The organism is Staphylococcus coagulans (assembly GCF_022557135.1).
GTDB lineage: Bacteria > Bacillota > Bacilli > Staphylococcales > Staphylococcaceae > Staphylococcus > Staphylococcus coagulans.
Genome location: NZ_CP092966.1, coordinates 2,072,940 through 2,098,139 on the forward strand (window position 1 = coordinate 2,072,940; position 25,200 = coordinate 2,098,139).

Sequence of the window (25,200 nt, forward strand, 5' to 3'; positions counted from 1 at the left end):
TGGTTTCACCTCAAATTATTTTTTCTTTTTACGTGCTTTTTTCTTCACACTTTTCCCTTTATAAAAAGGCTGATGCTGTGTATTTCCAGATTTTTCACGACGGCGTGCGTTTTTTCCTTTACGCTGCTTCTGCTTTTTCTTTTTAGTTTTTTTCTTTTCAAACTGATTACCTTTTGTTTTTGCTTGTATCGTTTTACCGCGTGCTTTTTTATCTTTTTGTCGACCAAAATCAATAGGCATGCCTACAATTTGAAAATCAATTTGTCGTTCTTCCACATCTACATGAACTACTTTGACTTTTACAACATCACCAATTCGATAGACAGTCGCTTTTCTTTCACCGATAAGCGCCATTTGTCGCTCATCAAAATGATAATAGTCATCAGTCATATTTTGAACATTGATCATCCCTTCAATTGTGTTAGGGAGTTCAATAAACATACCAAAGTTTGCTACTGAACTAATGACACCTTCAAATTCATCACCAATATGTTGAATCATGTACTCTGCTTTTTTAAGTTCATCCGTATCACGTTCAGCATCGACCGCACGGCGTTCACGTTGTGATGTATGCTCAGCAATTTGAGGTAACTTTTCTTCCCATTCGTGTTTCGCTTTTCCATCCATCGACTTTTCAATAAGATATTTTCTAATCAATCGGTGTACGATTAAGTCTGGATAACGTCGTATAGGTGATGTAAAGTGTGTATAATAATCAGCTGCTAAACCAAAATGACCTAAATTTTCTGCGTCATAATGCGCTTGTTGCATTGAGCGAAGCATCATTGTGGATATGACCATATCTTCTGGTCTTCCAGCAATTTCTTCACTAATACTTTGTAAAGTACTTGGATGAATATCTTCTCCTGTTCCTTGAATCATGATGCCAAAATTCGTAATAAAGTCAAAAAATTGGCGTAATCGCTCTGATTTTGGTTGTTCATGAACACGGTAAATAAATGGAACTTCCATCTTACTAAAATGTTCTGCTATCGTTTCATTGGCAATCAACATAAATGATTCAATCAGTCGCTCGCCTTCACCACGCTCACGTGTAACCACTTCTTTTGGAATACCTTCTTCATTGACTAAAACTTTAGCCTCTTTGATATCAAAATCTATTTCGCCACGTTTTTTACGCATATCGATTAATGTTTGAGATAAATTTTTAGCTAAATCTAACATTGATACAAGCTCACGATATTTTTGGCGTGCTTCTGGATCTCTATCAGTAATGATACGATTCACAGCTTCATATGTCATTCTTGCATTAGAATGGATCACACTATCAAATATTTCGTGTTTGATGACTTTACCTTCGGGATTAATGACCATACGGCAACTCATCGCCAAACGATCAACATTTGGATTTAACGAACAAATTCCGTTACTTAATCGGTGTGGAATCATCGGTATAACACGATCCACTAAATACACACTTGTCGAACGATCATAAGCTTCTCGATCGAGCGCAGAACCTTCTTTGACGTAATAACTCACGTCAGCAATACTTACTGTTAATTCAATATTTCCATGATCTAATTTTTTGACTGCAATCGCATCATCTAAATCTTTCGCGTCTGCGCCATCAATAGTAATGGTTAAATCTTGACGCAAATCTTGTCGTCCTTCAAGTTCTGACGGTTGGATTGTTTCAGGAATGCGTTCTGCCTCTTTCAGCACATCATTTGGGAATTCTATCTCGATTCCATGTTGATAAATGATGGACAAAATATCTACGCCTGGATCATTTTTATGGCCTAAAATCGCTGATACTTGGCCTTCAGGATTATTAGTTCCATCAGAATACTTTGTAATTTGTACAAGAACTTTATGGCCATCAATCGCACCTAAATCCTGCCCTTTAGGAATAAAGATGTCTTGCATAATTCTTTTATCGTCAGGGACGACGAAACCAAAATGACGGGCTTCTGAGAATGTACCGACCACTTGTTTAATCGAATGTGATTCTATCGCCTTCACTTCACCTTCAAATTTTCCTTTACGGAAGTCGCCGCGAGATTTTTTTACTTCTACGATAACTGTATCGCCATCCATTGCTCTATTGATTTTTGTAGGCGGTATAAAGATATCTTCCATGTCCTCTTCTTCAGGTCTTAGAAACGCAAATCCTTTCTTATTTTGGCTTAATGTTCCTCTGACAATGCCTGGTTTAGGTCCGCGTTTTTGATAACGGTCTTGTTTTGTCCGTGTAACCATTCCTGATTGTTCTAACTCAACCAATATTTTTATGAGGTCACGAAATGAATCTGCACTATTTAATCCTAATGCATCTTGGAAGTCAGACACTGACATAGGTTCATAATCAGCGCTTTGGATAATTGCCTTAATCTCTTCTTTTAAATTCATCTTGCTCCTCCTTTCTATTTAAAATCTGATTTAAATGACTTTCTAACTTGTTACGTATTTAAAATTGACTGTTTTAATATGCACTATTCTGACCAATCTAATGTTTCTAAAAATGAATAAATTTCTTCAAACACAGCTTCTTTTTCTTTATCAATTGTAATGACATGGCCTGAATTTTGATACCATGATAAATGCTTATCATCAGAAATAGCTTCATTGTATATGATATTAGCAGAATCCGGATTAATCATTTCATCGTTTTCTGATTGAATCACGAGTAACGGATCCATCACTTCATCTACAGCATCTCTGACTTCTTGCAATGTACCTTGGAGTTCTTTTAAAGTACTCGTCGGATGAAATGCTGCCATTTCTTTTTCTATCGTCTCTTCATCTTTTCCCTCATACTTTTTAAAGTTTCTAGCATATTCTAAAACACCTTCATACATTGCACCTTCTGTTTTAATGTACATCGGCGTACACATGGTTACAATACCCTTCACACTGCGATTTAAGCTTAATTTCAGCGCAAATACCCCACCTAATGATAAACCTGCTACAGCAATTTCATCGTAGCCTTGTTCTACTAAGTAATCATAACCATCCAGTGCATCTTTATACCACACATGCGGGCTTGATTTTAAAATTTCTTCTGGTGGCGCTGCATGTCCCTCATAATGAGGCGCATAGGAAGTATAGCCTTTCTTTTGTAAAAAGCGGCCTAACTGGCGTACGTCTGAACTATTACCTGTAAAACCGTGTAATAGTAACACAGCGCGTTTTCCTTCTTCAAAAAAGAAAGGCTTAGGTAGTTGAATTTTCATAATACAATCTCGTCCTTTCAAACACTCATATGATTCATTCTATCGATAAAAAATCGTACATACAAACAAAAAAGCCCGACTTTTCAACGGCCGGACTCTACATATTAAAGTAACTGATACCTAACATTAATACAAAGAAAATAATCGATAGTACAATTGTCAATCTATGCAAAAATAAATCTACACCACGTTGTTTTTGCTTACCGAATAACTGTTCAGCACCACCGCTGATTGCGCCTGATAAGCCGTTACTCTTACCTTCTTGTAATAAAACAACCGTGATGAGTGCGATACAGTCAATAATGAGTAATACTACAAAAAAGGTATGCATCAGACTGTCCTCCATTCATCATATACGGAAGCTATTTTACCATATTTACCGTATATTCACAATATAGTTTAACGATTAAATGTCGATTTACGCTTCACACTTACGGTAATCATCATTATCGCGAGAACTAAAGAACCTAAATTCACGACGAGATAAGGGACTAATGCGAAAAATCCTTTTACATGAAAAATCGCTGCATAAAGGATGGGTGGATTGAGTAGCGCGTTAAATAATTGAGAAATAAAGACTGCAAGCATAAACCACCATAAATAAGGATGTTGATTTTTAAGTGCAACGACACCCGCTGCATAGGCTAAAACATATAAAATGCCTATATAGCGTAAGCTGTTATTAATTGCATTGATGCTATTTTCTGTTGCCTTATTACCCGAATGTTCCAACATATACGTAATCACTTGACCATCAACAATAACGACCTGATGAATCACTAAGCAGACCGCAAATAAAAATGAAATATAACCTAATAATTTGCCGGTATGTTGTGCACGCATTTCAGAGTTTTGTAGTTGTGACATAAAAGACTCCTTCTTATACTTTTAATATTATTATATCAGTTTCAAAACACATTGAAAATCTAAGTCTTGGTCGAAATAAGACGAACACAACGATATCGATTTAAGCAGTCCACTTATTAAAGTTTTGAATGAAAAAACGAGAGGTTAAGCAACACGTTAGTGTTCCTCAACCTCTCAAATATCATTTAATTCATCTATTTAACTTAATATTATTTGTTTAAGTTATAGAATGATTTTAAACCTTCATATTTAGCTGCTTCATATAATTCATCTTCAATACGTAATAATTGATTGTATTTTGCGATACGATCTGTACGTGATAATGAACCTGTTTTGATTTGACCTGCATTTGTAGCTACTGCAATGTCAGCAATTGTAGTGTCTTCAGTTTCACCTGAACGGTGTGATACAACAGCTGTATAACCAGCTTTTTGAGCCATTTCGATTGCTTCGAATGTTTCAGTTAATGTACCGATTTGGTTAACTTTGATCAAGATTGAGTTACCGATGTTTTGTTCAATACCTTTTGATAAAATTTCAGTATTTGTTACGAACAAGTCATCTCCAACTAATTGAACGCGATCGCCGATACGTTCTGTTAATAACTTCCAACCTTCCCAGTCGTTTTCATCCATACCATCTTCAATAGAAAGGATTGGATATTTATCAACAAGTTGTTCTAAGTAGTCAACTTGTTCTTCAGCTGTACGTTTTGCACCATTTTCGCCTTCGAATTTAGTGTAATCGTAAACACCATTTTCGTAGAATTCAGAAGAAGCACAGTCGAATCCAAGGTAAACATCTTTACCTGGTTCTAAACCAGCCGCTTTAATAGCTTCGATGATTGTTTCTACGCCATCTTCAGTACCTTCGAATTTAGGTGCGAATCCACCTTCATCACCTACTGCAGTCACTAAACCGCGTGATTTTAAGATTTTAGCTAACGCGTGGAACACTTCTGCGCCCCATCGTAATGCTTCTTTGAATGTTTCAGCACCTACTGGTAAAATCATGAACTCTTGGAATGCAATTGGTGCATCTGAATGAGAACCACCGTTTACAATGTTCATCATTGGTGTAGGTAATACAGTTGAATTGAATCCACCTAAATATTTGTACAATGGTTGACCTAAGAAGTCTGCAGCTGCACGTGCGACAGCAATTGAAACACCTAAAATTGCGTTTGCACCTAATTTACCTTTATTAGCAGTGCCATCTAATTGAATCATCATTTTATCGATTGAAACTTGTTCTAGTACTGAAAACTCACCTTCGATTAATTCTGGTGCAATAATTTCGTTTACGTTTTCAACGGCTTTTTCTACACCTTTACCTAAATAACGTGCTTTATCTCCATCACGTAATTCTACAGCTTCATGTTCACCAGTTGATGCACCTGAAGGTACGAGTGCGCGACCAAACGCACCACTTTCTGTTAAAACTTCAACCTCAACTGTAGGGTTACCGCGTGAGTCTAGTACTTCGCGAGCGTATACATCAGTAATAATTGGCATAATGTTAATCTCCTTTTTCAATCAATTTTATGATCTGTTCTTAATATTTTAAACAGACATTATTTTATCCAAAACAGGTTGGCTGTTCATTGTTATTATAACGAGTAATACTTATTTTTCAAAATGATTTAGTGTTCGATTAATGATTCACCAGTCATATCTTCTGGTTGTTCTAAGCCCATGATATCAAGTAATGTTGGCGCTAAGTCACCTAAGCGCCCTGTTGAACGCAAAGTATGACCTTCTTTAGTCAAGATTACTGGAACGGGGTTTGTTGTGTGTGTTGTCATCGGTTGATCATCATCTGTTAACACTTCATCAGAGTTACCATGGTCAGCAGTGATTAATGCATGACCACCCATGTCGATGATTTTATCAACGACTTCGCCGAGACATTCGTCTACAGCTTCGATTGCTTTAATAGTCGGTTCCAATTTACCACTGTGACCAACCATATCTGGGTTCGCAAAGTTTAAGATAATAAGGTCTAAATCACCTTTATCTAATTCTTCTAACAATGCATCGCGAACTTCATAAGCGCTCATTTCAGGTTTTAAATCATAAGTTGCAACTTTAGGTGAATTGATTAAACGACGACGCTCACCTTTGAATTCCTCGTTTTGACCCCCGTTCATAAAGTAAGTCACGTGAGGGTATTTTTCAGTTTCTGCAATTCTTAATTGCACTAAACCATTATCTTGAGCAACTTCACCGATTGTATTTTTCAAATCAACCTTTTCAAATACAATATGTGCATCAACTTGATCATTGTAGCCTGTAAATGTAGCAAAATATAAATCTTTAACTTGTTCAACCTCAAAACCATCAAAAGCTTTATTTGTAAAGATTTCTGAAAGCTGTCCAGCGCGGTCAGGTCTGAAGTTATAGAAAATTACTGCATCACCGTCATTTACACCGTTATTTTGATTTTCTACAGCAAAAGGTTCGATAAATTCATCTGTCAAATCGTTATCATAGTTTGCTTGAACCCCTTCGTGTGCTGAAGGATATTTAACGACATAATCAAATCCACGAATCGCATCATATGCTTTTTGTTCACGTTCCCAACGTTTATCACGGTCCATTGCGTAATAACGTCCAGAAACAGAAGCAAATTGACCAACACCAAGTTCTTTGAATTTATCTTCAGTTTCATCAATATATTTAAGTGCAGATTTTTGATCAACGTCACGACCATCTAAAAATGCATGCACGTAAACTTTTGTTAAACCTTTTCTTTTAGCAAGTTCTAAAATCGCATAAAGATGTTCGTAATGACTGTGCACACCACCATCAGAAAGTAGACCAAAAACATGTAATGCTGATTGATGATTCAACGCATGATCAATTGCACCGTTTAAAACACCATTGTCGAAAAAATCGCCTTCTTCAATAGATTTGTTAATACGTGTTAAACTTTGGTACACAATGCGTCCAGCACCGATATTCATATGTCCAACTTCTGAATTACCCATTTGGCCATCTGGAAGACCTACATCCAAACCACTCGCTTCAATTTGCGTTGTCGGATATTTTTCAAAATAGCGGTCAAAATTAGGCTTATTTGCTAATTTTACTGCATTACCATGGATTTCTTCACGATTTGCAAATCCGTCTAAAATAATAAGAGCTGTTGGCTTTTTGGCCATAATTATTTCGCACCTTCTAACAATTGAACATAGTCATCAACTTTCAATGATGCGCCACCTACAAGTGCACCGTCGATATCTGATTCAGACATATATTCTTTAATGTTATTTGGTTTTACACTACCGCCATATTGAATACGTGCTGATTGTGCAACTTCATCACTTGTTAATTTTGCAATTGTTTGACGAACAGCTGCACACATTTCATTCGCATCTTTAGCAGTAGACGATTTACCTGTACCAATTGCCCAAATTGGTTCATATGCAATGACTACATCTTTAATTTGCTCATCTGATAAACCTTTTAAAGCTTTTTCTACTTGTGCTTCTACAACTTCATTTGCTTTGCCGTTTTCACGTTCTTCGTCTGTTTCACCTACACAAATAATAGGTGTCATGTTGTGATTAAATACAGCATGTACTTTTTTATTTACATCTTCATCTGTTTCATGGAATAACTCACGTCGTTCAGAGTGACCAATAACGACATAGCTCACGCCTAGATCTTCTAAAGCAACAGGAGAAGTTTCACCTGTGAAAGCACCATTTTCTTCAAAATAAGTATTTTGTGCACCAATTTTAAGACCCGGTGCAACATTTTCTTTTGTTAAAGAAATTAATGCATCTAATTGAATTGTTGGTGCACAAATCACTGACTCAACTTCATTTGTATCTGGTAATGCTGGTAGTTCTTTTACAAAATTTTTAGCTTCCTGCACCGTTTTATTCATCTTCCAGTTTCCAGCGATAATAGGTTTTCTCACTTCAGAACACTCCCTCTTAATTCTTAGTTTGCTTTCTATATTCACGCTTTAAAATTATTTATTCGCAATTGCTTTAATACCTGGTAGTTCTTTACCTTCTAAATATTCTAATGACGCACCGCCACCAGTTGAAATGTGTGTAAAGTCTTCTTCAAAACCAAGTTGCATTGCTGCAGCAGCTGAATCGCCACCACCAATTATTGTTGTTGCATCTTTAAGTTCTGCAATAGCTTCACATACACCAATTGTACCTTTAGCAAAGTTGCTAAATTCAAAAACACCCATTGGGCCGTTCCATACAACTGTATGTGCACCTGCAAGTTGTTTTTTGAATAACTCAACAGTTTTTGGTCCAATGTCCATTGCTTCTTGATCAGTAGGGATTTCATCGATAGATACAGTTGTAATTTGTGCATCGTTAGAAAATTCTTTTGCCACTTTACCGTCAATTGGTAATACAATTTGGTCACCTGCACGGTCTAATAAATCTTTGGCAAAATCAATTTTGTCTGCTTCAAGTAATGAAAGACCGATTTCTTTACCTTGTGCTTTTAAGAAAGTGTAGGCCATTCCGCCACCGATTAACACTTTATCTGCTATTTTTAATAAGTTTTCAATGACGCCGATTTTATCAGATACTTTAGCGCCACCTAATATTGCAACAACAGGTTTTTCAGGATTTTCAACAACGCCACCAATGAATTTGATTTCTTTTTCCATTAAGAAACCTGCAACAGCCTCAAGGTGTGTTGAGATTCCTACGTTAGAAGCATGCTCACGGTGTGCTGTACCGAAAGCGTCGTTTACGAAAATGTCACCTAAAGATGCCCAATATTTACCAAGTTCAGGATCATTTTTAGATTCTTTTTTACCATCTACATCTTCAAAGCGTGTGTTTTCAAACATTAAAACTTCGCCTTCGTTTAAGGCTTTAATGGCAGATTCTAATTTTTCTCCACGTGTTTCTGGAATAAATTGAACCTCTTTGTTTAGTTTTTCTGATAAACGTTTCGCAACCGGCGCTAATGAGAGTTTCTCTTTATCACTTTCTTCTTTGACTTTACCTAAATGTGAGAAAACAACAATTTTCCCACCTTGTTCAATGATATATTTTAATGTCGGTAATGCCTGAACAATACGGTTATCGTTGGTAATTTCGCCGTCTTTCATTGGAACATTGAAATCTGCACGCACAAGTACAACTTTACCTTTTAACTCAACATCTGTTACATCCTTTTTTGCCATCGAGAATCCTCCTCATAAAAAGTCATGAATTTTAAAATAAGCGGAGAAGCGTTTGTGCTCCTCCGCTTACTACAAGCTACAAAATAGTTCGAAGCACATATAGCCGTACTTACAATCCTATTTTAATCTATTTTATTTAGCGTGGCTTGCTAAATGTTCTAAAGTACGAACAAGTTGAGCAGTATATGACATTTCGTTGTCATACCAAGAAGCAACTTTAACTAATTGACGGTCACCAACAGTCATTACACGAGTTTGAGTTGCATCGAATAATGCACCGTAAGTCATACCTACAACGTCTGAAGAAACGATTTCGTCTTCAGTGTAACCGAATGATTCGTTAGTTGCTGCTTTCATTACTTTGTTTACTTCTTCAACTGTTACTTCTTTATCTAAAACAACTGTTAATTCTGTTAATGAACCAGTTGCAACTGGAACACGTTGTGCACCACCATCTAATTTACCAGCGATTTCTGGAATAACTAAACCGATTGCTTTCGCTGCACCTGTAGAGTTAGGGATGATATTTTCAGCAGCAGCACGTGCACGACGTTTGTCACCTTTTCTGTGAGGTGCGTCTTGTGTATTTTGGTCACCAGTATATGCGTGAATTGTAGTCATTAAACCTTCAACAATACCGAATTCGTCGTGTAAAGTTTTTGCAACAGGTGCTAATGAGTTTGTTGTACATGATGCACCTGAAACAACTGTTTCAGAACCGTCTAATGTTTCGTGGTTAACGTTATATACGATTGTTTTAAGATCACCTTTAGCTGGTGCTGAGATTAATACTTTTTTAGCGCCTGCTTGAATGTGTGCTTCAGCTTTTTCTTTATCTGTGAAGAAACCAGTACATTCTAATACTACGTCTACACCAAGGTCACCCCAAGGTAATTTAGCAGGTTCTGGTTCAGAGAATGATTTCACTTCTTTACCATTCACACGGAAACCACCATCAATTACTTCTACTTCTTCAGTAAAACGACCTTGCATTGTGTCATATTTCAATAAATGTGCAAGCATATCGTCGTCTGTTAAATCGTTTACAGCTACTACCTCAATGTTTTCTACATCTTGAATTCTTCTAAATGCTAAACGACCTATTCTACCAAATCCGTTAATTGCTACTTTTACTGCCATGTTAATGGCCTCCTTTAAATGATATTTAAAAAGTGGATCAATTCAAAATTAAATAAATCACGCACTTTTTATTATTGCTAAATTGTTTCACTCGTAATAACTTTAGCCGCAGCTTCATCCGTGATTAAAACGGTATTAGGAGAAGCGATTTTAAGGTATGCCTTAATTGCAAGGCCTTTCGATGCGCCACCCGCTACAGCAAAAATGTGTGCTTTTGATTGGGCTTCTTCTAACTGAATCCCAATCGTTTTAACCTTGTGAATGATGTTACCTTGTTGATCAAAATAATATCCTAACGATTCACCGACAGCATGATGATGTTGAAGCTTTTCGATGACTTCTAATGGCGATTGTCTTCGTCTCGCCATTTTCAGCGCATCACCGATACCGTGAATAGTGAATTGAGATTCTCTAATTTTATCCAATGTCTGGATAACAGAAGGCTCTTGCATCAAATTTTGATAAGTCAACTCACTCACTTGCTCAGGGACGTATAGTGTTGTGTAGTCGCCCCCAGTTCTCTGTGCCATTCTAGAACAAATTGTGTTGGCTTGAAAAACAACATTCTGACCTAAGCCACCGCGTGCTGGAACGAACAAAACATGAAAGGGAAGTTTAGACATCGCATCACTAACTGATGCCATTGTTGAACCACCCGTCACTGAAACAATTGCACGATCGTACAATTGTTTTTCAAGCAGTTGCCCAGCAATTCGACCAAGTTCTACTTTTACAGCAGAATCTGTATCGCTGTTCCCCGGAATGACATGAACTTCATTGATATCGAATTGACCCTTAATCGTTTGAGCAAGGCGATGATAATCAGAATAATGATTGAAATAAGCATTCAACTGTGTGACTACATCCTTACCTTCTACCGTTAACGTCATACCTGTTGGCTTGACAGAAATTAACTCTTGATGTTTAAGCAAGTCTGTTTCTGAACGTAAGACACGTTCTGTCAAATTCAACATCTCACTCAAAGTTCGTCGTCCTACAGGTTGATATTTCTGAATCGTTGCTAAAATAGAGAACCTTCGATACATTTTGTCTATCAAGTCAGGCACAATTTTTTGTTGCACTTGAATCATACGTTCCAAGGTGAATGCCCCCTTAATAGTCAATTAGATGGTCAACTTTGAGCCACGCTTTGACATTTATAGTCCCAAGCACTGTAAAAAAATATATCTTGTTGTTTACAAATCCATCATACTACTGAACTATATAAAATGCAAGTCATAAACCATCCCAATTTCATAAAACGTTGGACAAATAACGACCAACAACAATTTCCTATGACTTTCATTCCATTTATAACACATTTCACCATTCTTAAACATCCTTATCAATTTTATTGCAACACGATAAGTTATTTCATATATTTACATAAAGAGGTGATACTATGACAAGAGATTCCGAACAGCCTGAGGTCATCGATCCTTCAGATCCTCGCTATCGTCGCCCCGAAGATATACAACACGCTTCAAACAAAAATAGATATGAAGGTGGAAATTATACCTATACGCGCTACTATGGGTGTACACCTGTAGGCTGCTTACCAGGTTGCTTATTTTCCATTTTTTTATCAATACTTTTAACATTATTACTCAATTTCCTTTTTTAATATGAAAAAGAAGAAATGAGACGAACTACGCTTTTGGTACTTCTAACCAATATCCATATAAAGCAAATAGAAATGATAAAGTTGCAAAACAAAAAGCATAGCCACACGCTTTGTGCGTTAAGTTGACTATGCTTTTCTTTATTTTATTCATACAATAACTGCACAACACGATACGGTACAAAATCTTCCGTCTTTCGTTTACTCTAGGCATCAATGTATATTGATTAAGCCATTTTAATGTTGATTACTTTTATCTTCTGACGGTTTTTGATTTTGGCTTTGGTTCTGAGTTTGTTGAGGTTGTTGTTGAGAATGACCATTAGGTTGCTGTGTTGAAGGTTCCTTTTTAGGTTCCTGTGCTGAAGATGGCGGCGTTTTTGGCTCGTTTGAAGATGGTTCATTTGTCTTCGGGCCCGACGATTTTGGTTCTGAAGTATCTGGTTTTTCACTCGTCTTCGGTTCTTTTTTAGGCTCCTCGGTCTTCGGCTCTTCTTTCTTTGGTTTTTCCGTTTTCGGCTCAGTTGATTTAGGTTTTTGCTGCTGATTACGTTGGTTTTGTAACTGTGCTTGACGTTCCGCTTCAATGGATTGTTGACGCGCTGCTTCTAAAGATCTTTCTTGCTCAGCTTGTTCTTTTTCAATACTTTTTTCTTTTTCTCTCTTTTCTTGCGCTTTTTTTTCTTTTTCTTTTTTAATTTCAGCATCTCGCTTTTCTTTTTGTTCCTCAATAGACTTCTCTTTTAATCGCTCACTACTTCGGTGTGATTGATCGACGAATGAGAAGATTGCAAACACTAATCCAGCTAGCAATAACAATACAACAATAATACTGATAATCGCTAAACCTCGTTTTTTCTTTTTCCCGTTTTCAGCATATTTTGGTCCTTGTCCACTTCTTTTTGGTGCTGACATGTTTTTCCCTCTCTTTATTAAGATCTCAATCTATTTAGTTTAAGCTATATTTATTTTTAAACTTACGTCTTGTCTGTATTGTGATATTACAATTATACAATATTAGAAAGTTAACGACTATGTGACTTTTAAATTAATAACATTCAATATAAATCATATCACTCAAAACGACAAGGCACCAATTATCGAAATCACCAATATCAAAACCATAATCCATATCACTCATCTTTTATGAAACAGTACTACCCAAAACTATGATTTATTACTATTGAAACGAATTAAAGCATATTAAGTCCAAATTGTTATTGAATCTAAAAACCTTTCATGCGCAATCTGCTGATACCATTCAAGTTGAAGTTTAAAAATAATCATAATGAGGAAATGATTAACTATTACACCATTAATCATCTGAACCTAAACGAAGATAATAAAAAGAGGTCTGAATGCTGCATCATTCAGGCCTCAACTAAAGGGAGTCAAAAATTACCTTCGTCGTATATATTATGGGGTATACTGAATTTAATTAAGAGATGTATTAATTATCGAAGGTATTTCTATTATAACGCACTTTGTGAATTAATAAACACACTTTAATGCATTTAAAGTGAAAAGTTAATGTCTGTTCTATGACAATAATATGAACGAATCAAAAGGAGTGGTTTAAGTGACGAATTATTTAATAACTGGTGGCACAGGTATGGTTGGAACAGCGCTAGTTGAAGACATTTCACAACGACCTGATTCAATGATTTATATTCTGACACGTAGCGATCGAAGTTCAAAATCTTCACATATTCAATATATTAATTGGAATCAAACGGGTTGGGAACAAAAAGTCCCCGACATTGATATCGTTATTAATTTAGCAGGCGCGACGTTAAATAAAAGATGGACAAAGTCGCATCAACAACTTATGATGACAAGTCGAATACAGTCTACGCGCGCATTATATGACTTATTTAAAACACGCAAGCAAAAGCCGAGTGTGCTTTTCAACGCAAGTGCGATGGGATATTATCCACCTTCTCAAACTGCGACGTATACGGAAGACTTTCGTACGACACCACATGATCTTTTATCCGAAATCGTTTATCAATGGGAAAAGCAGGCTTCACTATTTGAATCACTAGGTACTCGTGTGATCTTAGGTCGATTTGGCCTCATCCTCTCTCAAAAGGGTGGTGCTCTACCTATGATAGAAAAACCGTATCGCTTCTTTGTAGGAGGACGTATCGGTAGTGGTCATCAATGGTATTCATGGATTCATCTTGAAGATTTAAAACGCGCAATTCTATTCTTGATTGATCATAAGACGGCTTCTGGAGTATACAATCTTGCTGCACCTGGGCCAGAAACACAACAACAGTTTGGGAAAATACTTGGAAAAACGTTGCATCGCCCTCACTACACATGGGTGTCAGCTACGCTTATGCGATTAATTCTAGGGAAAATGTCAACATTGGTACTTGATACACAATTTATCGTCCCTCAAAAACTCAATCATCTCCACTTTACATTTAATTATCCAACGCTTTCACTTGCACTTAAAGACATCTATAACCATTAAGTGAACCGACCAGTGTCGAATGCTAAAAGTGCTTCGATGATATCATTTCGAGATATATGATAAATCAGAATTGACAAGTTGAAACACCATACATATCAATTCTGATTTTTAATGATATCGCCAATTAAATCATGCCACATAAAGATACTTTATTTTAACTGTATCTGATAAAATGCAAGATCAAGCCACTGATCAAATTTATATCCAACTTTCTCTAATGTTCCCATATGTCGAAATCCAAATTTTTCATGTAACAGTTTACTTTGTATGTTTTGGTCATCAATACCTGCCACCATCGTTTGAACCTGTTTTTCGCGGGCATCTTGAATTATGTTCTCTAATAATTGGGAAGCAATGCCTTGTCTTCTCGCATTAGGACTGACATATAAAGAATGTTCAATCGTAAATTGGTAAGCGGGCCAATTTCTAAATTGACCATATGTAGCAAATCCCAACACCTCCCCATTCCCTTCGTATACAAAGACAGGTTGTTGTAATTGTTGCTTCGTATGAAACCATTTTTCACGTTCTTCTAATGTTACTGTTTCATAAGTATAGACAGCGGTCGTATACTTAATCGCATGATTATATATTTCTTGAATTTGAGTCAGATCATTCACTTGTGCCTGTCTTATCACGTCTGTTACCCCTTTCCCCTCATTTAAATAAAGTCCGTTTGTTTTATCATAAAAAAGAGTGGAGCATAAATCTAAAATACGCTTTCAGATTTCATTGCTCCACTCATTACATAGTAAGATGAGATAGGTTCATCATCTTATAAATGACAGAAACTTCTTTTCTATTCTGGTTGCATTACTTCATCAATTAAGCCATAAGCTTTAGCTTCTTCAGCAGTTAAGAAGTTGTCACGATCTGTGTCTTTCTCGATTTTTTCAATATCTTGACCTGTACGTTCAGCTAAGATCTTATTTAATTTTGCACGTGTTTTTAAAATATGGTTAGCAGCAATTTCGATTTCAGTTGCTTGACCTTGAGCACCACCAAGTGGTTGGTGAATCATCACTTCAGCATTAGGTAATGCATATCGCTTACCTTTAGCTCCTGCTGCAAGTAGGAATGAACCCATTGAAGCAGCCATACCAATACAAATTGTTTGTACATCTGGTTTAATGTGCTGGATTGTGTCATAAATCGCAAATCCAGCTGTTACACTACCACCAGGAGAGTTGATATAGAGGTAAATATCTTTTTCTGCATCTTGTGCTTGTAAAAATAAAAGCTGTGATACGATTGAGTTTGCTACATTATCGTCAATAGCAGACCCTAACATAATAATACGGTCTTTTAATAAACGTGAATAAATGTCATATGCACGTTCCCCGCGATTTGTCGTTTCAATTACTGTAGGAATTAAATTCATAGATTATTTCCTCCTAATTTCTTTGATTTGATTTTATTCTAACCTAAAAGTCAAACATGGTCAAAAATTACGCTTTTAACTTTCACTATTTTAGGAGTTGACCCCTACAATGCATGAAGGTAAAATGATGAGTGTACGTTTCAATTTACCCCTCGTAGTGTAATGGATAACACTTAAGATTCCGGTTCTTACAATAGAGGTTCGATTCCTCTCGAGGGGGCTATCTTACTTTTTAAAATCAAGAATCCCATAACGACGGGGTTCTTTTTGCTATACTCGTTAACTATATCCCATATCATATTGAACTTCAGGTATTTAAAACGATGTCATATCTTACGAATTTTTCTCATAAAAAGAAAGCGATCAGATTATTTTTTAGTAAAAAACTCTGAGCGCTATTTTAAGAATGGATGTCTAAGCCGATATAGCGCATACTTTACAAAATGCACTATCAAATAGCATTGAAATATGATATAAAAAACAGGCTGTCCTCACCGGCTAAACACCTACTTTTTACACTTCAAATCGTTCTCCGCTTCTGATTTTATCCGCCATTTCGTTTAATTTTCTTAAACGATGATTGATGCCTGATTTCGAAATAGTTCCAGTACTTACCATTTCACCTAATTCTTTCAATGAAACATCTTGATGTTCAATTCTTAATTTTGCCACTTCTCTCAGTCGATCAGGCAAATTATCTATCCCGATTTCTTCATCTATCAGTTGAATACTTTCAACCTGCTTCATCGCCGCACTGACCGTTTTATTTAAATTCGCTGTCTCACAATTCACCAGTCGATTTACAGAGTTACGCATGTCTCTGACTATTCTTACGTCTTCAAATTTAAGCAATGCTTGATAACCACCGATTAAACTTAAAAATTCTGCTATACGTTCCGCTTCTTTAAGATAAGTGATCCAACCTTTTTTACGCTCCAAACTTTTCGCATTGAGCTCGTAAGTATTCATCAATTGCGTGAGCCCTTCAGAGTGACCCTCATATAGAGAAAATATTTCTAGATGGTATGATGAAGTTTCTGGGTTATTTACTGAACCTCCTGCGAGAAATGCACCACGTAAATAACTTCTTCTCATTTCATTATCTTTAACCATAGTTGCATCGATATCATGGCTAAACATTCCATTTTTAAGTATTCCTAACTCGTCTAAAATCTCTTTTGCTTTCATTTTTATTCGGCATATATAAATGTTATTTTTCTTTAATTTCATCTTTTTACGTACTAATATTTCGACTTCAACCTGAAAAACAAGTTTTATTAGTGTATAGATACGTCTTGCAGTTGTGGCATTTTCAGTTTGAATATTAATGACAAACTGTTGATGTGATAGGCTTAAGGCCCCGTTCATACGAATTAAAGCACTGAGCTCTGCCTTAGCGTTATCTTTATCAACTTCAATCCTTGTCAGCTCATTTTTCATTTCTGATGCAAAGCTCATAATGAATCGTTTCCTTTCTATTTATCAAGAATCAATATGGCTAAAGTTATGATTTGAATTGATCAGGGTCAAATTGAATTGTACTAATTTCTTGTAATGCAATTTCATAAATCATCTCTGCCAATATTTCTGTTCGATGTCTCACATATTCGTGCTCTGTAATTTCAGCGAGATGCTCCCCTGTTACAAGTTGAACACCTTGTTCCTTTAATAGCTCTTCATCACAATATACAGGCTTAGCGCCTTTATCTTCATACTTTTGAAGTATTTCTTGTGAGAATGGCAATTGATTCGCAATTACAAAATCAATAACATTCGCACCCAATTGTTGATGAATTGCACGAATATGATCTGTGACTGTATATTCATCGGTCTCTCCAGGTTGGGTCATTATGTTTGAAACATATAATTTTTTAGCATCACTTTCGACAATGGCTTTGGAAATACCATTGACACAAAGGTTAGAAATCACACTCGTATAAAGAGAACCAGGCCCTAAAACGATTAAGTCCGCTTCTCTTAGTGCTGCAACAGCTTCATCCATCGGTTTCACATCAGCCGGCTCTAAAAAGACACGTTTAATTTTTTTATGTTTTTGAGGAATATTAGATTCCCCTGTTACAATTTCTCCATCTTCCATCTCTGCGTTAAGCGCCACGCTGGAATTTGTAGACGGTATAACGCGACCTTTGATATTCAAGATTTTACTGAGCTCTTTTACCGCATGTCCAAAATCATTCGTAATATTTGTTAATGCGGCAATCAATAAGTTACCAACAGAATGGCCGCTAATGATATCTTTTTCGAATCGATATTGGAACAGCTGTTCTAACAACGGCTCGACATCGCTTAAGGCAACCAGCACGTTCCTTACATCACCCGGTGCTGGTATATCCATCTCACTTCTAATTTTCCCTGTACTTCCACCGTCATCTGCGACTGTTACAATCGCTGTAATATCTATTGGGAAGGATTTGAGACCCCTTGCCAAAACAGATAAGCCTGTCCCTCCACCAATCAGCACTAATTTGAGTTGTTTCATTTTATTCGCCACTTTCTATATGTGCATCACGATGATGAACATATATGTTATAATCATACGTCTGCTTAAGTTCCTCAGCTAATCGTTGTGCTAATGCGACAGAACGGTGTTGTCCTCCTGTACAACCAATTGCAATGACAAGTTGTGATTTCCCTTCTTTTTTATATCCTGGAATCATGAATAATAAGAGATCCAATAATTTTTCATAAAATGTATTCGTCTCTTTCCATTTCATCACGTATTTATATACTTCTTCGTCCATACCTGTCAACGGACGGAGTTCCTCTACATAAAAAGGGTTCGGTAAGAAGCGCACATCAAAAACCAAATCTGCATCTATTTGAATACCATGCTTGAAACCGAAGCTTGTCACATTGATTGTAAACGTTGATTTATTCTCTTTATTAAAATTTTCATAAACTCTTTTTCTTAATGCTTTCGGTGTTAACTTTGTAGTATCTAAAGTATAATTGGCCAAACTTCTCACTTCGGCAAGTAAATTACGCTCTTCATTAATCGCTGCAACTAGAGTTAAATCGCCCTGCTCTTGAAGTGGATGCTTACGACGTGTTTCCTTATAACGAGAAATTAATTTTTCCGTTTCAGCATCTACAAACAGTACATCTACGATTACATTTTTTCTACTTTGCACAGCATCTATTTCACGCACTAAGTATTTAAAAAATTCTCGTCCTCTTAAGTCGATGCCAATAGCTACTTTTTGTAACGAAGGGTTCCCTTGTTCCATTAATTCTACAAACTTAGGCAATAAAATAGGCGGAAGATTATCGACACAAAAATAGCCTAAATCTTCTAAACTTTGAATAACGACAGATTTTCCAGCGCCCGAAAGCCCTGTAATGACGAGTAATTCACTTTTAACGATTTCATTGTTTTCTTCATGTTGCATTGTTGACCACCATCCCTTAAGATTCTCTTTTAGTGTACATGAAAATCCTTCAAAGTCATAGACAGAAAGCTAAAATTTAACACTTTTCATAACCGTATGTATTGACGATGATGTAACAATGGCAACCTGTACCGAATATACTTTAACAACTCGGCTAGCACTCATTTTTCAATCATCTTGTCATAATAAAGTATGCTGTTTTCACGAGCATAAAAAACAATGATAAATAAAAAGAGTGGGACGTGGAAACTCGTTGTTACGTTAGATTCCTTTGTCCCACCTTTATAGGGTGTCGCAATTAATACGTTTATTTAATATATGAACAGGCAAAATATAGCGCATTCGAACAGATTAACTCCAATCTTAAAAACGATTACTTAAAATCGTGATTAAGCTTCATCATGCAAGCTTTCGATATACGCTTGAACACTTTCTGCTGCGATACTACCATCACTTGTTGCTGTTACGATTTGACGCAATCCTTTTTCACGAACATCTCCAGCTACATAAATCCCTTTAACAGCTGTGCTCATGTCTGGATTTGCTACAATATAGCCCGCTTCATTTGTAATGCCTAAATTTTCAAACGGTTGTGTAAGAGGTTTCATGCCGATATAGACAAATAAGCCATCTGCATCCACTGTTTGTTCAGTGCCATCAACTGTTGAAACTAACGTCAATGAACCTACTTTACCATCTTTTTCGTTAACTGATTTAAGTGTATGATTCCAAATAAAATCAATTTTTTCGTTTTTGAAAGCACGATCTTGTAAGATTTTTTGTGCTCTTAATTGATCTCTACGGTGAACAATAGTAACTTTATCTGCAAATTTTGTTAGATACGTTCCTTCTTCAACAGCAGAGTCTCCTCCACCTACAACGTATACATTTTTATTTTTAAAGAAGGCACCGTCACATACAGCACAGTAACTTACACCACGGCCACCGAGTTGTTCTTCTCCAGGTACACCAATTTTTTTGTATTCCGCACCTGTTGCAATAATCACAGCAGTTGCCTCAATTTCGCTTGTGCCAAGATCGATAACTTTGTAATCGCCTTTATCTTCGATACCTTTAATGTCACCATATTTGTATTCGGCACCAAACTTTTTAGAGTGATCGAACATTTTATTTGATAAATCCGGTCCTGAAATCATTTCAAAACCTGGGAAATTTTCAACTTCTTCAGTGTTCGCCATTTGTCCACCTGGCACACCGCGTTCAATCATAACTGTTTTTAAATTCGCACGTGAAGCATATACCGCAGCTGTCATACCTGCTGGGCCTGCACCGATGATTGCAACATCATATCTTACTTGTTCTGACATGATTCGTTCCTCCTCTTAATTTCATCATAAGAATTTTACAACATTTAAATACGAGACTCAAACTTATATGCTCAACAACCAATTGAGCGCAATTTCAAACGTTTCTGGACACACGTCAAATAGTTCAATGACCTCTTGTCGATGTAATGATTGTACGCCAGCATTAAAATACAAATAGGTAACTGCCGCAACATATGCATTTACTTCATCAACATTTATCCTTTCCACCGATAAGCTATCTGCATAATTGATCCAACTTAAAAATAATGCGTCATCACCTTTAGTTTTAGGTAGATGATAAAGCTTTTCCATTCCTTTGTGTATAAAGTGTAACTTTGTGAGCTGTAAGTTTTGTATTAAATAGGAAAGATAGAGTTTCTCATAATCTCCTAATGTTTCTAGTATATCCCATACATCTTTCGTCATTAAAACCTCTTTACCATTTAATTGATTCAATAAAAAGAGCCCATAAAGACGTTCATGCTGATCCTCACTGGTCAATAGCGGTTCAATATGACAGTTAAAGTACTGTCTACTTTCATCCACGACCCAAGGGGGAAAACCAGGATTCGCTTTAAGAAATTGTGTCAATGCTTGCCAAAAATATTCACTTTGTTCAATATGACCCAGGTAATAATAATTATATGAAAGTGCATGAAAAAGCTGGAAAGTTTGAAATTTTCCTCTTCGGTGGAGCGGTAAGAGTAAATATTGCGATGCTTGATATTGCTTTAAATAGCTTAAAACGATCCCCAATTTAAAAGATTCTTCATCGTTAATTGGAACGACTTTATTGAGTAGTTTGAGATAGTGATTAAACAGTGTTTGTTCATTCATATTGTACAACAATAAAGTATAGTGACATAAAGCATGGACATCTGAAGCGTCTTCTTTCAAAAGCCGTTCAAACATTTCTTTTGCAATCGTGTTCTCGTTTAGATAGAGATAGCACATGGCAAGTAAATTTCGAATGAGGCGATTTTCTTGAATCACTTCATCTTGACGTAATATGTACGCTCTTGCATCTAACAAGCGCCCTTGTCCAAACAAATATTGAAAAATAACTTGTGTTACAAACAATTGGCTTTCTAATTCAAGCTCATTTTCGCCACTAAATGAAACTTCAAACATACTCTCAAGTTCTTCGCGGTAGTCTTCATCTTCCGCAATAAACGCATAGCTCAAACCAAATAAATAGGCTTTATTGGGTTCATTTAAATCAATATTTAATTGACTAAGTTCATAATAAGAGGCTTCGAGTTCAGAGCCTTTACTGATTTCTTCGTAATAAATAGCTTCTGCCTTGCTTGGTGCATTTAATTTGATTAAGCAAGTTGCAAGTTGTTGCTTCGCCTCAAAATGATCAGGTGACAATTCTAACACTTTTTCTAAATAGCGCTGTGCTTTTACATAATCTTGCTGTTGCATTTTCTGTTGTGCCAAACGTTCATAAACAGAAACATCAGACCACAACTGTATAATATTATTCTTTTGTGTCATCATTGCCACCTCTCTTTCTCTCATTGTTCTTTTATTTGAATCGGATTGCCATATGCAATGACATCATTGGGTATATCTTTTGAAACAACACTGCCTGCACCAATTTTAGCGCGCGCGCCAATTTTAACACCGGGAAGAACTGTAACATTGGCTCCAATCATCGTATCGTCACCAATTTCAATCTCTCCTACTCTTAGTGCATCGGTCAAAAATTCATGTGTCAGTAGTGTTGTATTATAACCAATAATGACATTTTTGCCTATTCTTATTTTTTCAGGATAAAAAATATCAGGTGTCACTTTGAAAGCAATCGCCGTATATTGACCGACTGTCATCTTCAAAATATGTCGATAGAGCCAGCGTTTGAATTTCAAACTCGGTACAAATCGCGCCAGTTCAATAATTAGTGTATTTTTAAATAATTTTGTAAAACTTCGATAGTCATACATGTGCCAAAGCGCATTATGCATTTTGGTCGGAATGACGGTTAAGCGTCTTTTCATTTAACGTGACCCTTTCTTTTCCCAAGGCCAATTTAAAACACCCACTTCCTGATACAACGGTGCTTTGGATTTAAATCGTCTCCATATAAACAGTGTTATCCCGATCACAATCGCGATAATAGAGACAAGCTGTGCAATTCGAATCGTCTCTGTTAACATCAAGCTATCTGTTCGCAAGCCTTCGATATAGAAACGGCCAATCGAGTACCAAATTAAATACGTAAAAAATGTTTCGCCAACACGAAGACGTCGACGCAAAAGAATTAAAACGATAAAACCAATCACATTCCATATGGATTCATATAAAAAAGTAGGGTGATAATAAATACCACCAATTTTCATATTCTCAATTATGAATTGTGGTAAATGCAATTGTTCCAAAAAGGCACGACTAACTGGTCCACCATGAGCCTCATGGTTCATGAAATTTCCCCAGCGTCCAATCCCTTGCGCCAATATAATACTAGGTGCAACGATATCACCGAGTTGTAAAGGATGCCAATTTTTGCGATAACAATAATACATCCCCATGGCAAACGCACCAATTAAGCCACCGTGGATGGCAATTCCTCCACGCCAGATCATGATAATCTCTGCGGGGTTTTGTAAGTAATAATCCAAGTGGAATAAAACAAAATAGAGTCGCGCAGTAATGATAGCGACAATGACGCAGACAATTAAAATATTAATTAAATCGTCTTCTTTAAAGCCCACTTTTTGTGCACTTTTTTGTGCGAACCAATAACCAATTAATATTGCAGTTGCTATAATAATCCCATACCACTTGATTTGCAATCCACCTAGATCAATTGCTACAGGGTTGATGTAACCAATCATCATTCTTTATCTCCTTTTTGATGTGTACTATTTCTTAATATTTCAGCATTTAAACGTTCATTAAATTCTTCTGCTGTGTTAATGCCCATAATATTGAGTCGATAATTCATTGCGGCTACTTCAATAATGACAGCCACGTTTCTTCCTGGTCGAACTGGGACTGTTTTTTTAGTAATTTCCGTATCCAAAATTTTAAGCGTCTCGTGATTCAATCCAACGCGATCATATAATTTGTTTTGATCCCACGTTTCAAGATTGATATTCAGCCGTATGCGTTTTTGCGTCAAGATAGAACCTGCGCCAAAAAGCGTCATCACGTTAATAATTCCTAGCCCTCTTATTTCTAGTAAATGCTCAATAATTTTAGGCGGCTTACCAATCAATTCGTTTTTATTGATTTCTTTAATTTCTACATTATCGTCTGCGACTAGACGATGACCACGCTTCACAAGTTCTAAAGCTGTTTCACTTTTACCTATGCCTGAATCTCCAGTAATTAATACACCAATCCCATACACGTCTACCAGTACACCATGTAATGCTGTAGAATTTGCTAATTCGTGCTCAAGATAAGAAGTGAGACGTCCCATGACACGTGTCGTGGCTTCGTCCACATAAATGAGTGGTGTATCTAACGCTTTGGAAGCTTCTAACAATTCCTCAGGCGCTTCAAGCCCTCTCGTGATAATGATTGCTGGTGTTTCTGGACGACAAAGCTTTCTCATCCGCCCTTGTCTATCCTCATCTGGCAATAAATTATAAAACGAAAGTTCTGTTGTACCTAATAGTTGAATTCGATTCGAAGCATAATGTGAGAAATAGCCCGCCATCTCTAAACCAGGTCTAGAGATATCTGTATTATGAATAGGTCGGTTTAAACCTGCTTCACCAGCTATCACTTTCAAATTAAATCGCTTTACCAAATCTTGAGTTGTTAACATGTCAGTCACCTCAGTATTCACTCTATCTCTCGTTAATCATCATATAGAAAGACGTAAAATAACAGTCCTATTGCGAGACTGATTTCATACGCTCAGTTAAACACGATTCTTTTTAACACAGTTCAATACGATGGACTGTGCCTATCGTTGTTAATTATGTCCTATATTATACATGAAATGCGAAAGAAAGAGATGTATTTCATTATAAAAAAACTTTTACATTCGTCTTAACTCGTTGTGTCTCATCTATTAAAAGCGGTTCACCCTACTCAATGACCCTATTCATTTTAACATTTTTACTATTTAAGAAGGAACATCTGCCACTAGACAGAAAAAAAGTCCCCAAAATTCAAAAATCACATGAATTTTAGGGACGCATATAAGAACAATCTCTACACTATAATATAAGTACGAAATCACAATGATAATCTTTTAAATAAAGGGCATTTACTTTTCTTTATTTAATCGATCTGTCACTTCTTTTAATGTTTTTTCAAATTGTTTTAAAGGATCGATAGGGTGTGCTTCTTTATTTTGCTTTGCTTGTTCGCGCTGTTGATTTACATATTCAACGCCTTGACGTAGTGTTTCACTAACATTTTCAAATGTGTCGCGGACAAAGTCTTCTACTGATGATTTAAAATCGCTGTCTACGCTTGTATCATCAGCTTTCGCTTCGCTTTTTTGAGTATCTGAATGGTTCGTTTGCGCTTGTGCTGTCGTTGTGTCTGTAGCCATTGCATCTAAAAGTATTGCTGCTTCTTCTACTGAAATCTTTCCATCTTGTAGTAATTCTAACACTTTGATTTTTGCTTCTTTCATTT

The 25,200-nt window shown here is 36.4% G+C and carries 24 protein-coding genes; 2 read left to right on the forward strand and 22 right to left on the reverse strand.

Annotation, left to right across the window (positions count from 1 at the left end):
• Positions 1-15: 15 nt before the first annotated feature.
• The 10 genes from rnr to KM149_RS10015 all read right to left on the reverse strand — a co-directional run bounded on the left by rnr (position 16) and on the right by KM149_RS10015 (position 11,464).
• Entirely contained in the window at positions 16-2,370 is a 2,355-nt protein-coding gene (rnr, locus tag KM149_RS09970) for a ribonuclease R (RefSeq protein WP_241415362.1), read from the reverse strand.
• Between the two features lie 83 nt (positions 2,371-2,453).
• Positions 2,454-3,194, reverse strand: a complete 741-nt coding sequence (locus KM149_RS09975) for an alpha/beta hydrolase (protein ID WP_050331578.1) — start codon at positions 3,192-3,194, stop codon at positions 2,454-2,456.
• Positions 3,195-3,291: 97 nt separating this feature from the next.
• Entirely contained in the window at positions 3,292-3,525 is a 234-nt protein-coding gene (secG, locus tag KM149_RS09980; RefSeq protein ID WP_016424546.1) for a preprotein translocase subunit SecG, read from the reverse strand.
• Positions 3,526-3,593: 68 nt separating this feature from the next.
• Positions 3,594-4,061 (reverse strand): hypothetical protein, encoded by a 468-nt coding sequence (locus KM149_RS09985; RefSeq protein ID WP_103356539.1) that lies wholly within the window; start codon positions 4,059-4,061, stop codon positions 3,594-3,596.
• Positions 4,062-4,270: 209 nt separating this feature from the next.
• On the reverse strand, positions 4,271-5,575 hold the full coding sequence (eno, locus tag KM149_RS09990) for a surface-displayed alpha-enolase (RefSeq protein WP_060830257.1): 1,305 nt from the start codon (positions 5,573-5,575) through the stop codon (positions 4,271-4,273).
• A 128-nt stretch (positions 5,576-5,703) separates the two neighbouring features.
• The gene (gpmI, locus tag KM149_RS09995; RefSeq protein ID WP_241415363.1) at positions 5,704-7,224 is read right to left on the reverse strand and encodes a 2,3-bisphosphoglycerate-independent phosphoglycerate mutase; all 1,521 of its coding nucleotides are present in this window, start codon (positions 7,222-7,224) and stop codon (positions 5,704-5,706) included.
• 2 nt (positions 7,225-7,226) lie between these two features.
• Positions 7,227-7,988 (reverse strand): triose-phosphate isomerase, encoded by a 762-nt coding sequence (gene tpiA / locus KM149_RS10000; protein ID WP_241415364.1) that lies wholly within the window; start codon positions 7,986-7,988, stop codon positions 7,227-7,229.
• Between the two features lie 54 nt (positions 7,989-8,042).
• Complete coding sequence (locus KM149_RS10005) at positions 8,043-9,233, reverse strand: phosphoglycerate kinase (RefSeq protein WP_050345940.1); 1,191 nt, start codon at positions 9,231-9,233, stop codon at positions 8,043-8,045.
• Positions 9,234-9,365: 132 nt separating this feature from the next.
• Positions 9,366-10,373: a type I glyceraldehyde-3-phosphate dehydrogenase gene (gene gap, locus KM149_RS10010; protein ID WP_050331583.1), complete on the reverse strand. Its 1,008-nt coding sequence runs from the start codon at positions 10,371-10,373 to the stop codon at positions 9,366-9,368.
• A 77-nt stretch (positions 10,374-10,450) separates the two neighbouring features.
• Positions 10,451-11,464, reverse strand: a complete 1,014-nt coding sequence (locus KM149_RS10015) for a sugar-binding transcriptional regulator (protein ID WP_372448659.1) — start codon at positions 11,462-11,464, stop codon at positions 10,451-10,453.
• 311 nt (positions 11,465-11,775) lie between these two features.
• Between KM149_RS10015 and KM149_RS10020 the strand changes: the two genes are divergently transcribed.
• Positions 11,776-11,997, forward strand: coding sequence for a hypothetical protein (locus tag KM149_RS10020; RefSeq protein ID WP_214972080.1), 222 nt, complete (start codon positions 11,776-11,778; stop codon positions 11,995-11,997).
• A gap of 234 nt (positions 11,998-12,231) precedes the next feature.
• On the opposite strand, the gene KM149_RS10025 is transcribed toward KM149_RS10020, so the two are convergent.
• On the reverse strand, positions 12,232-12,909 hold the full coding sequence (locus tag KM149_RS10025; protein ID WP_182280490.1) for a prolipoprotein diacylglyceryl transferase: 678 nt from the start codon (positions 12,907-12,909) through the stop codon (positions 12,232-12,234).
• 664 nt (positions 12,910-13,573) lie between these two features.
• Here KM149_RS10025 and KM149_RS10030 point away from each other — a divergent pair.
• Positions 13,574-14,476, forward strand: a complete 903-nt coding sequence (locus KM149_RS10030) for a TIGR01777 family oxidoreductase (RefSeq protein ID WP_241415365.1) — start codon at positions 13,574-13,576, stop codon at positions 14,474-14,476.
• Positions 14,477-14,625: 149 nt separating this feature from the next.
• Here KM149_RS10030 and KM149_RS10035 read toward each other — a convergent pair whose 3' ends face one another.
• The 11 genes from KM149_RS10035 to KM149_RS10085 form a co-directional block, all read right to left on the reverse strand.
• Positions 14,626-15,114 (reverse strand): GNAT family N-acetyltransferase, encoded by a 489-nt coding sequence (locus KM149_RS10035; protein WP_241415366.1) that lies wholly within the window; start codon positions 15,112-15,114, stop codon positions 14,626-14,628.
• A 161-nt stretch (positions 15,115-15,275) separates the two neighbouring features.
• Positions 15,276-15,857, reverse strand: a complete 582-nt coding sequence (clpP, locus tag KM149_RS10040) for an ATP-dependent Clp endopeptidase proteolytic subunit ClpP (RefSeq protein ID WP_016424534.1) — start codon at positions 15,855-15,857, stop codon at positions 15,276-15,278.
• A gap of 513 nt (positions 15,858-16,370) precedes the next feature.
• Positions 16,371-17,315: a DNA-binding protein WhiA gene (gene whiA, locus KM149_RS10045; RefSeq protein ID WP_050331587.1), complete on the reverse strand. Its 945-nt coding sequence runs from the start codon at positions 17,313-17,315 to the stop codon at positions 16,371-16,373.
• Between the two features lie 46 nt (positions 17,316-17,361).
• The gene (locus KM149_RS10050) at positions 17,362-18,357 is read right to left on the reverse strand and encodes a gluconeogenesis factor YvcK family protein (RefSeq protein WP_050331588.1); all 996 of its coding nucleotides are present in this window, start codon (positions 18,355-18,357) and stop codon (positions 17,362-17,364) included.
• A gap of 1 nt (position 18,358) precedes the next feature.
• A complete protein-coding gene (rapZ, locus tag KM149_RS10055; RefSeq protein WP_016424531.1) occupies positions 18,359-19,267 on the reverse strand; it encodes an RNase adapter RapZ in 909 nt (302 codons plus the stop codon).
• 389 nt (positions 19,268-19,656) lie between these two features.
• On the reverse strand, positions 19,657-20,595 hold the full coding sequence (gene trxB, locus KM149_RS10060; RefSeq protein WP_050345948.1) for a thioredoxin-disulfide reductase: 939 nt from the start codon (positions 20,593-20,595) through the stop codon (positions 19,657-19,659).
• 63 nt (positions 20,596-20,658) lie between these two features.
• Positions 20,659-22,098, reverse strand: coding sequence for a tetratricopeptide repeat protein (locus tag KM149_RS10065; protein ID WP_182280487.1), 1,440 nt, complete (start codon positions 22,096-22,098; stop codon positions 20,659-20,661).
• A 17-nt stretch (positions 22,099-22,115) separates the two neighbouring features.
• Positions 22,116-22,598 carry an acyltransferase gene (locus KM149_RS10070; RefSeq protein WP_165545046.1) on the reverse strand — a complete coding sequence of 161 codons (483 nt, stop codon included), beginning with the start codon at positions 22,596-22,598 and terminating at the stop codon, positions 22,116-22,118.
• The gene (lgt, locus tag KM149_RS10075) at positions 22,599-23,435 is read right to left on the reverse strand and encodes a prolipoprotein diacylglyceryl transferase (RefSeq protein WP_241415599.1); all 837 of its coding nucleotides are present in this window, start codon (positions 23,433-23,435) and stop codon (positions 22,599-22,601) included.
• On the reverse strand, positions 23,435-24,376 hold the full coding sequence (gene hprK / locus KM149_RS10080; RefSeq protein ID WP_050331593.1) for an HPr(Ser) kinase/phosphatase: 942 nt from the start codon (positions 24,374-24,376) through the stop codon (positions 23,435-23,437). Before hprK ends, lgt begins: the two co-directional genes overlap by 1 nt.
• 447 nt (positions 24,377-24,823) lie before the next feature.
• Complete coding sequence (locus KM149_RS10085; protein ID WP_050331594.1) at positions 24,824-25,198, reverse strand: SHOCT-like domain-containing protein; 375 nt, start codon at positions 25,196-25,198, stop codon at positions 24,824-24,826.
• Between the last annotated feature and the right edge of the window lie 2 nt (positions 25,199-25,200).

What these genes read in the sequence shown, in the direction of transcription:
- rnr (WP_241415362.1), bottom strand. Translation starts at nt 2,370, where the DNA reads ATGAATTTAAAAGAAGAGATTAAGGCAATTATCCAAAGCGCTGATTAT.
- KM149_RS09975 (WP_050331578.1), bottom strand. Translation starts at nt 3,194, where the DNA reads ATGAAAATTCAACTACCTAAGCCTTTCTTTTTTGAAGAAGGAAAACGC.
- secG (WP_016424546.1), bottom strand. Translation starts at nt 3,525, where the DNA reads ATGCATACCTTTTTTGTAGTATTACTCATTATTGACTGTATCGCACTC.
- KM149_RS09985 (WP_103356539.1), bottom strand. Translation starts at nt 4,061, where the DNA reads ATGTCACAACTACAAAACTCTGAAATGCGTGCACAACATACCGGCAAA.
- eno (WP_060830257.1), bottom strand. Translation starts at nt 5,575, where the DNA reads ATGCCAATTATTACTGATGTATACGCTCGCGAAGTACTAGACTCACGC.
- gpmI (WP_241415363.1), bottom strand. Translation starts at nt 7,224, where the DNA reads ATGGCCAAAAAGCCAACAGCTCTTATTATTTTAGACGGATTTGCAAAT.
- KM149_RS10005 (WP_050345940.1), bottom strand. Translation starts at nt 9,233, where the DNA reads ATGGCAAAAAAGGATGTAACAGATGTTGAGTTAAAAGGTAAAGTTGTA.
- gap (WP_050331583.1), bottom strand. Translation starts at nt 10,373, where the DNA reads ATGGCAGTAAAAGTAGCAATTAACGGATTTGGTAGAATAGGTCGTTTA.
- KM149_RS10015 (WP_372448659.1), bottom strand. Translation starts at nt 11,464, where the DNA reads ATGATTCAAGTGCAACAAAAAATTGTGCCTGACTTGATAGACAAAATG.
- KM149_RS10020 (WP_214972080.1), top strand. Translation starts at nt 11,776, where the DNA reads ATGACAAGAGATTCCGAACAGCCTGAGGTCATCGATCCTTCAGATCCT.
- KM149_RS10025 (WP_182280490.1), bottom strand. Translation starts at nt 12,909, where the DNA reads ATGTCAGCACCAAAAAGAAGTGGACAAGGACCAAAATATGCTGAAAAC.
- clpP (WP_016424534.1), bottom strand. Translation starts at nt 15,857, where the DNA reads ATGAATTTAATTCCTACAGTAATTGAAACGACAAATCGCGGGGAACGT.
- whiA (WP_050331587.1), bottom strand. Translation starts at nt 17,315, where the DNA reads ATGAGCTTTGCATCAGAAATGAAAAATGAGCTGACAAGGATTGAAGTT.
- KM149_RS10050 (WP_050331588.1), bottom strand. Translation starts at nt 18,357, where the DNA reads ATGAAACAACTCAAATTAGTGCTGATTGGTGGAGGGACAGGCTTATCT.
- rapZ (WP_016424531.1), bottom strand. Translation starts at nt 19,267, where the DNA reads ATGCAACATGAAGAAAACAATGAAATCGTTAAAAGTGAATTACTCGTC.
- trxB (WP_050345948.1), bottom strand. Translation starts at nt 20,595, where the DNA reads ATGTCAGAACAAGTAAGATATGATGTTGCAATCATCGGTGCAGGCCCA.
- KM149_RS10065 (WP_182280487.1), bottom strand. Translation starts at nt 22,098, where the DNA reads ATGATGACACAAAAGAATAATATTATACAGTTGTGGTCTGATGTTTCT.
- KM149_RS10070 (WP_165545046.1), bottom strand. Translation starts at nt 22,598, where the DNA reads ATGAAAAGACGCTTAACCGTCATTCCGACCAAAATGCATAATGCGCTT.
- lgt (WP_241415599.1), bottom strand. Translation starts at nt 23,435, where the DNA reads ATGATTGGTTACATCAACCCTGTAGCAATTGATCTAGGTGGATTGCAA.
- hprK (WP_050331593.1), bottom strand. Translation starts at nt 24,376, where the DNA reads ATGTTAACAACTCAAGATTTGGTAAAGCGATTTAATTTGAAAGTGATA.
- KM149_RS10085 (WP_050331594.1), bottom strand. Translation starts at nt 25,198, where the DNA reads ATGAAAGAAGCAAAAATCAAAGTGTTAGAATTACTACAAGATGGAAAG.